This window comes from Corynebacterium sp. HMSC05C01, from assembly GCF_001807155.1.
Classification (GTDB): Bacteria; Actinomycetota; Actinomycetes; order Mycobacteriales; family Mycobacteriaceae; genus Corynebacterium; species Corynebacterium coyleae.
Genome location: NZ_KV787948.1, coordinates 118,790 through 128,370, shown reverse-complemented (window position 1 = coordinate 128,370; position 9,581 = coordinate 118,790). Strand labels below are relative to the sequence as shown.

The following is a 9,581-nucleotide window of genomic DNA, read 5'->3' as shown; positions in this document are numbered from 1 at the left end:
ACGCCGTGACCAGGGGTTACGCATATCGAGCCCTGCATATGAAGCCGCGAAGGGCCTACCGGAACGGGACCTCACCGATCGTGCGGCGCAGCTTCCGGGTCCGGAGACGTTCGGGGCGCCGGGCAAGCTTCTCCATCGCACGCACGGCACACATGACGTGGGCTTCCTTCGAGTTGGAGTAGAACGCCTGGGCGCCGGCGGGCAGTTTCGGCACAGCGTGCAACGGCAGGTCGGACACCGCGAGCAGGGTGCCGTAGGGGACGCGGTAACGGTAGCCGTTGGCGGCGATTGTGCAGGACTCCATGTCTACGGCTGCGGCGGTGGATCCCCGGAGCCATTCCCACAGGTCCTGCGGGTCTTTCCACTCCCAGTTCCGGTCGCCGGTGGACAGGACGGTGCCGGTGCGCATCAACGACGTGTCGTCGCCGTACACCTTGGTCACGGCCTTTTCCAGGGTGCGTTGCACTTCGGGGACGGCGGGGATGGGCAGTTCGCGGCGCAGGTAGTCGTCGAGAACGTGGTCGTGGCGTTCGTAGGCGTTGCCGAGGATGAGGTCGCCGATGCGCATGCGGGCGTCCAGGCCGGCGCAGTGGCCGATCATGATCCACGCTTCCGGACGCAGAACGGCCAGCGAGTCGGTGATGGTTTTGGCGTTGGAGGGGCCGACGCCGATGTTGATCATGGTGATGCCGTCGCCGTTTTCGGTGATCAGGTCGTAGCGCGGCATCTGGAACTTCGACCCCAGCTCCAGGTCTTCGAGCGCGACGGTGTCGGAAACTGTTTCGCCGGAGGGGAGGACGAGGCGGGTGTAGCGCGAGTCGGGGTCGGACAGTTCACGCAGGCCGAAGCGCACGAATTCGGTGACGTGCATGGCGTAGTTGGTGAACAGGATGTAGCGCTGCAGGGTGTCTACGTCGATGCCGGTGTAGTGCTCGAGTCGCGCGATGGCGAGGTCGAAGCGTTGCGGGCCGAAGTGGAACAGGGGTTTTTCCGGACCGTGGAAGGCGTCCCAGTGGCCGTCGACGATGGCGTCGTGGACGTCGTCGAGGGCGGGTCGGGGCAGGTTGCGTGTTTCGTCGATAGGCGGTGTGCCCTTGATGTAGGCGGGCGGGATGACGATATCGGAGTACTCCACACGCATGGAGCACGGATAGTTCGAGGTCAGCGCCTCGAGTTGGGCGGTGAGGTAGTCCTCGAGCAGGTCGGGGCGGGAGAGGACGGCGGAGTAGGTGCCGGCTTTGTCGACGTAGCCGAAGGTTTTGGAGCGGTCGATGGGGCGCCATTCGAGCACGTCCACGGTCAGTTTGGGGTAACGCACTTCTCCGTAGCGTTCGAAGTCCCCGGCGCGTGCAATGTCGCACGACGTGTTGTACAGGGCTTTTAGCTTCTCGACGACCTCACGTACCTGGCTCATACTCCGCCAGGCTACTCACGAATGAGCACGCGGCGCACGGCTTCGGCGCGGCGACCAAACTCCTCTGCGGGAACGCCTTCGCGGATGCACTGCTCAATGAGTTGCTGCATGCCTGCGATGTAGAACCGGGCCATATCGTCGACAAGCTTCATGTCCGCGTTTTCCCAACGGGCGGCGCGGGGCAGGAGTTGTTCGCGCATGGTGGGCAGCATGACCTCGTAGACCTGGTTATCCAGGAGGCTGTGGATCGGCGAGTCGATGATGCGCGTGGCGGCGGTGTAGTGACCAGCGGTCGCCTGTGCCAGTGCAGTGACCGACGCTTCAAAGTTCTTGTCAATGCTGAATCGTTCCGCGAAACTGCCGTAGGCCGCCAAGACCCACTGCGCTGCGGTGGCGAGCACGAGGGCGTCGCGGTCCTCAAAGTGCTGGTAAAACACCTGACGGCTCACGCCTGCTTCTTTCACGATTTGCGAGACGTTGAGCTCAGCGACTTCGTAGTCGTTGAGGAGGCGCATGGTGGCGTCGATTAGCGCCTTGCGAGTGCGCAGCGCGCGCGGGTCTTGGCTGTCCGAGCGGCGGCCCGGGAGGGTAGTTTCAGTCATCCCATGTCTCCAAAAGATTTCCGACATTAGTGTTATGTGGTATGAGCCTAACCGATGACACCCTGGAACTGTTACATGCCCTTATTAGAAATGGATGCGTCAACAATCTGACGGCAGATTCTGGACATGAGGAAAGAAACGCCCGCACGCTGCAGGAATTCTTCGGGGATACCCGTGTAAACGTCGAACGCTTCGAGCCCCATCCGGGTCGAGTTTCCGTAGCGTTTTCCATCGAAGGCACCGACCCCAACGCTGAGCTACTCACCCTTTTGGGCCACACCGATGTCGTGCCCGTCGACGAGGATAAATGGACAGTTGACCCGTTCGGGGGTGAGATCAAAAACGGCCGCATGTACGGGCGCGGCGCCACCGACATGCTCTACATCACCGCAGCGATGGCGGCGGCTGTGCGCGACGTTGCACGATCCGGCGTGCGCCCGAAAGGCACCCTGACCTTCGTGGGATGCGCCGACGAGGAGGCCCGCGGTGGCCTCGGCGCGGCGTGGCTTTCGGAGAACGCGTCGTTCCCTTGGGCGAACTGCCTGTCCGAGGAGGGCGGCTCCCACCTGCCTGTGTCCGACGGCTCCGACGCGCTCGTGATCGTCGTCGGCGAGAAGGGCGCCGCACAGCGCCGCTTGACCGTGCATGGCGACGCCGGCCACGGCTCCGCGCCGTTCGGCCGCGACATGGCGGTAACCAAGATCGGTGAGGTCGCGCGCCGCATCGCCACCATCACGCCCGAAGTGCGTAGCGACGACATCTGGGAGGGCTACGTCCGCGCCTGGAAATTCGACCCCGACACCGAAGCGGCCCTGCTGCGCGGCGAAGGCTACGAGACGTTCGGTCAGCTGCAGAGCTACTCCCACGCCATGAGCCACCTCACCATCTCCCCCACCGTGCTGCGTGCCGGCGAGGCGATCAACGTGTTGCCGTCCGTCGCTTGGATGGAGCTCGACATCCGGCCCTTGCCTGGCCAAACGCAAGAAGAGATCGACGATCTGCTGCGGGAAGCGCTCGGCGACCTTGCCGACGAGGTGGAGATCACCCACCTCATCACCGAACCCGGCACCGTCTCCCCCACCTCGGGCCCGCTTTACGACGCCATCGTGGACACCTTCCACGAATTCTTCCCCGACGTCCCCGTCGTCCCGACGATCGCGGCGGGTGGATCCGACCTGCGCTTTGCTCGTCGTAAAGGTGGTGTCGGCTACGGATTCGCCCTCCACGGGCGCGGCGAAACGCTGGGGTCTGTTCTAGGTGAGCTCCACAGCCACGACGAATCCGTCTCCCTCGAAGACGTCGACCTCACGGTCCGGGCGTACCGTTCCCTGATCCGCCGCTTCGTCGGGGCGTAGTTCCGCCATTTCGGTTCATATGCAGGGCTCGATATGCGTAACCGCTGGTCACCGCGTTTTCCGAATTTCGGCCACAATTTCTCGAAAACCCTCCTACCTGGACTTACGCATATCGAGCCCTGCATATGAAGGTTTCACACCCTCCCAAGGCCCGCACCACCTGTCACATCTGCCCCATCCGTGACATACTGTCCCGCATGAAGTTTCGTACTCTCGCTATGACCGCGGCGCTGGCCGGCACGATCGCCGCCGCGCCGACCGCCCAGGCTGACGCCATCGACGACACCCTGGCGAAGCTGCCCGCGGGCCCGATCTCCTGCGACCAGGCCTCCCGCTACTGGACCAATGACGCCGACTACCAGCAAAAAGTCCGCCAGGCGCGCACGATCGCGATGTTCGACCGTCGCGGCCCGCAGATCCTGGACGCGCTTTCGCGTGTCGACGAAGCCGCCAACCGCTGCGGCCTCAAAGGCACCACCGGCGGCAACAACACCAACTCCAACAACGCCAGCAACGCTGCGCCGAAGCAAAACGCGCCCGCGCAGCAGCCAGCACCTGCCCAGCAACCAGCCCCGCAGCCAAAGCAGCAGCCGAAGATTCAGCCGCAGTTCCCGGAGCGCATCAACCTCACCCCGGCTGGCGTGCCGTCGGTTGATGTGCCGGTCGCGGGCGTGACCACGCTGCAGTTGCCGGACCTGCTGAAGATGCTGCAGGACGCGTTGGCGCAGATCCTGGCTTACTTCAACATCCAGCTGTAAAGCTCGTTGCCGTCGGCGTGGATGCGCACGCCGGGCGTGGGGTCAAGCCACAGGTCAGTCTGGAGGGTGTGTTCGCCGTCGGTGCAGGTAAACGAGATCGTTTCGTTGGTTTTATCCAGCACCTCAACGCGTGCGCGTGTGAGCCATGCGTTGCGACGACGCACCCCAATCAGCTTCTGATACTCCGTAAAAATCCACCCACCCAGTGGCGAGAGTTCGGCCGGGGTGGTTGGCAGGGCGGGGCGGACGGCGTCGTCGGCAGACCAGCCCTCGCCGCGGGTGCCGGTGAAGCCTTGTTCATCGCCGTAGTAGATCGACGGCATGCCGGGCACGGTCATGAGAATCGCGGCGGCGAGGATCAGTTTGTCGGGTCCGACTGTGGAGGCGATCCTGTCCACATCGTGGTTGCCGATGAACGTGTTGGTCAACAGGTCGGCGGGGTGGCGTTCGAGGGCATGGGCGAGTTCCCAAAAGTTGGCGTCGGCAAGCGATGACCAGGTGGCTTTCCACAGTTCATACTGGGTGACTGCGTCGAGCGTGCCGGCCGCGGCGATCTCTGCGTAGTCGCCGTGGATGACCTCCCCGAGGAACATTGCGTCAGGGAACTCCTCGCGAACGCGGGAGAGCACGTCGCGCCAGAATTCGGACGGGACGGCGTAGGCGACGTCGAGGCGCCACCCCGCGATGCCGCGGCGCAGCCAGTGGCACATGATGTCGACGACCGCATCCCGGATCTCTCGCTCGTCGTGGTGGAGTGTGGCCAGTTCGTTGTGACCCTCCCAGTCCGTGTCGCCGGCAAGACCTTGCTCAACCCAAGGGTGGGTGCGGGCCACGTGGTTAAAGACCCCGTCGAGCATTATGTTGATGCCACGGGTTGCGCAGGCGTTGATAAGCCAGTCGATGTCGGTGTCGTCGCCAAGCCTTGCGTCAATGCGCAGGTGGTCGAGGGTGTCGTAGCCATGGGTGACCGACTCGAAAATGGGACCGAGCAGCAGGCCATTGCAGCCGAGTTCGACCAGGTAGTCCAGCCACGCCTCGAGTCCGCGTAGGCGGTGTGCGGCATCTTTAGTGTCGCGGATCGGCGCGCCGAGCGCGGCGAGCGGGTAGACGTGCCACCAGATTGTGCGATCCAACATGTGCCCGAGCCTACGCACCGAGCAGCGCCAGCGGTACGACCGCGATTCCGTCGGGGCGGCGGTAGGCGCGGGTGCCGGTGGTGAGGATCACCGCGTCCACAACATCGTCCGGGAGTTTCTCGCGCAACCAAAGCAGGTGCTTGACGTCGTCGTCACCCACGTTGGCGGCCAGTTTGACCTCCAATGCCACGATCGCACCGTCTTGGTCCTGCGCAATGAGGTCGACCTCTCGATCCCCTTTGACCGTGCGGAAGTGGCCGACGGTACCGAAGGATGCTTGCGCCGCTACCCGCACGGTGAGGGTGGCGAGCGACTCGAACAGTGGTCCGAGCAGATAGTTAAACCGCCCCGTGAGTTTCGCAGCTGGAATCTCCAGCAGACGCAGGACAAACGCTGGGTCCGCAAGCTGGTGTTTCGGTGCTTTCGCGAGGCCAGCGAACGGGGAGCGTCGCATATCCCAAGCTGGCACGGGGTCCAGCATCCACAACTCGGCGAGTTTTTCTCTGTACACCATCGTCGTGGATTTAGCGGGTTTGTTGGTTTGTCCGGGCGTGGCTGCGTCGAGAATCTCCTGGTAGCTCGTCGTCGTGGAGCTGGCTGCTGCGTACGCCGCTAGCCAGTTCATCAACGCTGTTGGGTTGCGCGCGGTGTAGCCCTGCTCAGGGAGGTCGCGATCCACCACACGGGTGAGATAGGAGTCCAGCTGCTGGTTGCGGAGTACCGGTGGCGCTTCATAGAAGCCCGGGAAGCCGCCGGACGCTATCGCGTCAATGTAGTCTTTCAGGGTTTTGTCGGTCTCGCCTGCGATGGTTGCGTCACCTTGAAAAAGTTCGCGCATGCTTATCGACGACTCCCAGCCACGCCGTTCAAACAACGCCAACGGTCTCATTCGCATTGACAAGATGCGCCCTGCTCCGCTGTGAGTATCAGTCCCGGCTACGGGAGTGGCTGAGCCGGTCAGGAGAAAACGCCCGGCGGGAGCACCATTATCCACCGCCCGCCTGACGTAATCCCAGGACTCGGGGTGGCGCTGCCATTCATCGATCAAGATCGTGCCATCAGGGCTTGCGGTGAACGCCGGATCCGAGGCGAGAACTCCGGCACCCTCATCCGTGTCGAGCTTGAGCACCGTCGACGCTCGCCGGCGCGCAGTTTCGGTTTTGCCGACACCTTTCGGCCCCTCAACCGCAATAGCAGACGCATACGGAAGGAGCTGGTCAAGTTGGGTGTCTACGGCCCGTTGCAGGTATCCCATAGACACGAACCATACCAATTTTCCGTCGTGAATCGGTCGTTTTTTCCGTCATGAATCGGTCGAATTTTCCTCCCTGCGCCGAATGAGCGGCTGCAGGCCCTTGGCGATGCGCTCGCGCCACTCCTTGGCAATTTCTTCGTAGCCGCTGTCGTGGGGGCGCATGCCGCGGTGGGTGAAGTTGACCTTGGTTTTGCCGGATTCGTCCTCTTCGATGTCAAAGATGAGGGAGGTGTCGTCCCACTCGTGGTCCTCTTTGGGGTTGTCGGTGGGTTCGACATCCCAGACGATGCGCTTGCCGTCGTCGGCTTCCTTGACGGAGAAGCCAACGTAGCGGTCGTCGTCAGAGTAGTGGAACTCGGAGCCTTGTTCGGCGGCGTCGCCTTCGACGCGTTCGTCCCACCAGGTTTTGGGTTTGGTGATCGCCTCGTAGACCTCTTCGCGGGTGGCCGGGACGGAGAAGGAGGCGGTGAAGTCGCGGATGGCTTGGGCGGTGGTGCCGTCGGCGAACTCGTAGTCCGACAGCGTGTGGTCCGGGTCGTAGATGGAGATGTTGTAGCCCTCGTCCCGGTACTGCATCAGACCGTCTTTGATCAGGTCGCGGCCAGCCTTGTTAAACGCGGTCACGCCGGAGACGTCAAGGATGAGGTTTGTGCTGGTCAGACGGCGCTCGGAAAGACCACGCAGGATCCTTTCGGCGGAGGTGAACGTGATCATGCCTTGCAGTTCGACGATTTCGGCGTCGTCGCGGCGTTCAATGCGACGGATGCCCGGCGCGAAGTAGAAGTTCGACGACAGCAGGTTCAGCCCCATGGAGCTGGACAGTTCTCGGAAGATTTTCACGCCGCGCACGGAGTTGCCCTGTTTATCCAGGCGCGGGCTTAGCGACGCAATACCTAACTGGCCTGGCAACGTCCCGATCAAACCGCCGGCCACGCCTGACTTCGCAGGGATGCCGACGTTGACCATCCAGCGCCCGGAGGCGTCGTACATGCCTGCGGAGACCATGACTGCCTGGGCGAGGCGAGCTGCTTCCGCCGAGACGATGCGCTCACCGGTGACCGGCTGGATGCCAGCGTTGGCAAGGGTGGCAGCCATGACGGCGAGGTCTTTCACGGTGGCCAGAATGGCGCATTGGGCGATATAAGAGGCGACGGCCTCGTGGGCATCGTCGCTAATCGTGCCCGCTTCGCGCAGCATGTGGGCGAACGCCTTGTTGCGGTCGGCAGTGGCCTTCTCGGATTCGAATACCCGCTGATCAATGCTCAGTTCGCGGCCGGCAAGGCGGGAGAAGTAGGCGCGGAGTTTCTCGCTGCGCTGCTCCACGGGGATGTCGGGGCCGCCGATAAGTTGGTTGACGGTGATGGCGCCGGCGTTGATAAGTGGGTTGGCGGGGCGGCCTTCGTCGTCAAGCGAAAGCGCGTTGAATGCCTCACCGGAGGGCTCAACGCCGACGTGGGCGTGGACCTCATCGGGACCGTACATGTCCAGCGCCAGCGCGTAGACGAACGGTTTGGAGATGGACTGGATGGAGAACTTGTAGTCGCAGTCCCCGACCGCGTAGAGCTGTCCGTCCGCAGTGCAGAGTGCGAGGCCGAGCTTGTCGGGGTCAGCGTGTTTGAGCACGTCGATGTAGTCGGCGCGGTGGCCGGAGTCGTGGTCACGCACCGATTCGACGATGTCGTGCAGGTATTCAGTCACTGGCGAAGGCATGGTGGCAAGTGTAGGCCCGAGCACGACACATTCGAACATGTTCGAACACCTGTTCGCCTCGTGTCGTGCGCGGTGGTTAGATTCACCTCATGAGCGATTACAGTGGCACCGCCCGCCCACACGGCCTTGAAGTTACGTGGAAGATCTGGGGCGATCTGAACGACCGCGATCTGCACAACGTGCAGGCTTTTATGGACGACTTCTTCGCGGTCTGGAAACCACGCCCGACCCGTGGTTTTAAAACTCCCATGGACTACGCGACGCTCGCGTATGCGCGGCAGTGCTTTGACCTGGCGGGAGACGCAGCCGACATGCACGTCTCCGATCAGTTTTTCTACCTCGACGCGCTGCGGCAGGCGATGGAGCAGTTGGAACGGGTCGAACCCCGGTTTGTCTACGCCCACTCTCTCGCCCGGTACGCAACGCAGCTTGCGGGTGAGTTCGATATCGAAGACGCGATGGACGGCGCCTGGGACGAGCTCCGCGCGGTGATGCCTCAGCCGTTGACGCGGCCGATCCCAGGAGTGACCGAGTACGCGATTGTCGACGACACCCAGTCCCCCGCCGACTTCGACATCATGCGCCTGCCCGACCCCGACACGTTTAGCGTGCGTATCGGCTCACTCACCGCAGACGAATTCGTCCGCGAAGGACGCCAGGTGTTTTCACTGGACATGGTCCCGGAGGAGACCGTCCCACTGGTCTTTATCGACCGCGCATTTCCCCTCGGAAGAGTATCTCTGCGGGTGGACGTGGACGACGACGGCACGGAGCTGCCACACGAGATCCTGCGCGATGTGCGCGTCGGCATCGACGACTACCTGGACAGCCTGGTGGGCTGCGGCACGAGCGCGGTCGAGTACTACTTGTCGTGCGCCCGCGCCCAGGAGTGTACGGGCCTACTGGTCGAATCCCCCGCTGCGGGCCCGCTCGTTGCTGCGGTCGGCGAATCGCTACATCACGTTGTGGCCCGTAACCCTTCCGCGGCACCCGCGCGTTTGCTTTACGACGAACTCACGTCCACCACCGATCCCGACCTGATTTTCGAGTACGCAAATGCCATCTACCACTGGATCCCGCGTGACTTTCGTGTCTGTTTCCCCACCAGCAACACACCGGAGGCGGACGCGTTGAAAGACGCGCTATTCGAGTCGTTTAGGGAGCAAGACATCGGATTTGCCCGGGTGGTGCTACGCGGGCGGCAACAACAGAACCAGGCTCCGCTGTTGAACCACTTCGCTGTGGACTTTTTAGACACGTTCGGGGAGGCGGAGGACCTGCCGTATTCAAACTGTTTCCTCATCCAAGACATCGACTCCGCAACACGCGACCTGTTTTAAAACGGCTATAA

At 62.9% G+C, this 9,581-nt stretch carries 8 protein-coding genes; 3 read left to right on the top strand and 5 right to left on the bottom strand.

Features of this window, described 5'->3' with window-relative positions; translation table 11 throughout:
* Window positions 1-55: 55 nt before the first annotated feature.
* Complete coding sequence (amn, locus tag HMPREF3145_RS04035; protein ID WP_070421970.1) at window positions 56-1,414, bottom strand: AMP nucleosidase; 1,359 nt, start codon at window positions 1,412-1,414, stop codon at window positions 56-58.
* An 11-nt stretch (window positions 1,415-1,425) separates the two neighbouring features.
* On the bottom strand, window positions 1,426-2,016 hold the full coding sequence (locus HMPREF3145_RS04030; protein ID WP_070421969.1) for a TetR/AcrR family transcriptional regulator: 591 nt from the start codon (window positions 2,014-2,016) through the stop codon (window positions 1,426-1,428).
* Window positions 2,017-2,057: 41 nt separating this feature from the next.
* On the opposite strand from HMPREF3145_RS04030, the gene HMPREF3145_RS04025 reads away from it, so the two are divergent.
* Window positions 2,058-3,371 carry a M20/M25/M40 family metallo-hydrolase gene (locus tag HMPREF3145_RS04025; protein ID WP_070421968.1) on the top strand — a complete coding sequence of 438 codons (1,314 nt, stop codon included), beginning with the start codon at window positions 2,058-2,060 and terminating at the stop codon, window positions 3,369-3,371.
* Between the two features lie 197 nt (window positions 3,372-3,568).
* Entirely contained in the window at window positions 3,569-4,129 is a 561-nt protein-coding gene (locus HMPREF3145_RS04020; RefSeq protein WP_070422026.1) for a hypothetical protein, read from the top strand.
* On the opposite strand, the gene HMPREF3145_RS04015 is transcribed toward HMPREF3145_RS04020, so the two are convergent.
* From HMPREF3145_RS04015 to HMPREF3145_RS04005, 3 genes are read right to left on the bottom strand one after another with little or no spacing between them, the layout of a single operon-like run.
* Window positions 4,108-5,265, bottom strand: a complete 1,158-nt coding sequence (locus HMPREF3145_RS04015; RefSeq protein ID WP_070421967.1) for an alpha-amylase family protein — start codon at window positions 5,263-5,265, stop codon at window positions 4,108-4,110. The two genes, HMPREF3145_RS04020 and HMPREF3145_RS04015, sit on opposite strands and share 22 nt — an antisense overlap.
* A 10-nt stretch (window positions 5,266-5,275) precedes the next feature.
* Window positions 5,276-6,520 (bottom strand): ATP-binding protein, encoded by a 1,245-nt coding sequence (locus HMPREF3145_RS04010; RefSeq protein WP_070421966.1) that lies wholly within the window; start codon window positions 6,518-6,520, stop codon window positions 5,276-5,278.
* Between the two features lie 48 nt (window positions 6,521-6,568).
* Window positions 6,569-8,230 (bottom strand): glutaminase, encoded by a 1,662-nt coding sequence (locus HMPREF3145_RS04005; RefSeq protein WP_070422025.1) that lies wholly within the window; start codon window positions 8,228-8,230, stop codon window positions 6,569-6,571.
* Between the two features lie 89 nt (window positions 8,231-8,319).
* Between HMPREF3145_RS04005 and HMPREF3145_RS04000 the strand changes: the two genes are divergently transcribed.
* Window positions 8,320-9,570 carry a hypothetical protein gene (locus tag HMPREF3145_RS04000; RefSeq protein WP_070421965.1) on the top strand — a complete coding sequence of 417 codons (1,251 nt, stop codon included), beginning with the start codon at window positions 8,320-8,322 and terminating at the stop codon, window positions 9,568-9,570.
* The last annotated feature ends 11 nt before the right edge of the window (window positions 9,571-9,581 follow it).

Bases quoted from the DNA above. Each gene is read 5' to 3' on its own strand.
- HMPREF3145_RS04025 (WP_070421968.1), top strand. From the start codon at position 2,058: ATGAGCCTAACCGATGACACCCTGGAACTGTTACATGCCCTTATTAGA.
- HMPREF3145_RS04030 (WP_070421969.1), bottom strand. From the start codon at position 2,016: ATGACTGAAACTACCCTCCCGGGCCGCCGCTCGGACAGCCAAGACCCG.
- HMPREF3145_RS04010 (WP_070421966.1), bottom strand. From the start codon at position 6,520: ATGGGATACCTGCAACGGGCCGTAGACACCCAACTTGACCAGCTCCTT.
- HMPREF3145_RS04015 (WP_070421967.1), bottom strand. From the start codon at position 5,265: ATGTTGGATCGCACAATCTGGTGGCACGTCTACCCGCTCGCCGCGCTC.
- HMPREF3145_RS04005 (WP_070422025.1), bottom strand. From the start codon at position 8,230: ATGCCTTCGCCAGTGACTGAATACCTGCACGACATCGTCGAATCGGTG.
- amn (WP_070421970.1), bottom strand. From the start codon at position 1,414: ATGAGCCAGGTACGTGAGGTCGTCGAGAAGCTAAAAGCCCTGTACAAC.
- HMPREF3145_RS04000 (WP_070421965.1), top strand. From the start codon at position 8,320: ATGAGCGATTACAGTGGCACCGCCCGCCCACACGGCCTTGAAGTTACG.
- HMPREF3145_RS04020 (WP_070422026.1), top strand. From the start codon at position 3,569: ATGAAGTTTCGTACTCTCGCTATGACCGCGGCGCTGGCCGGCACGATC.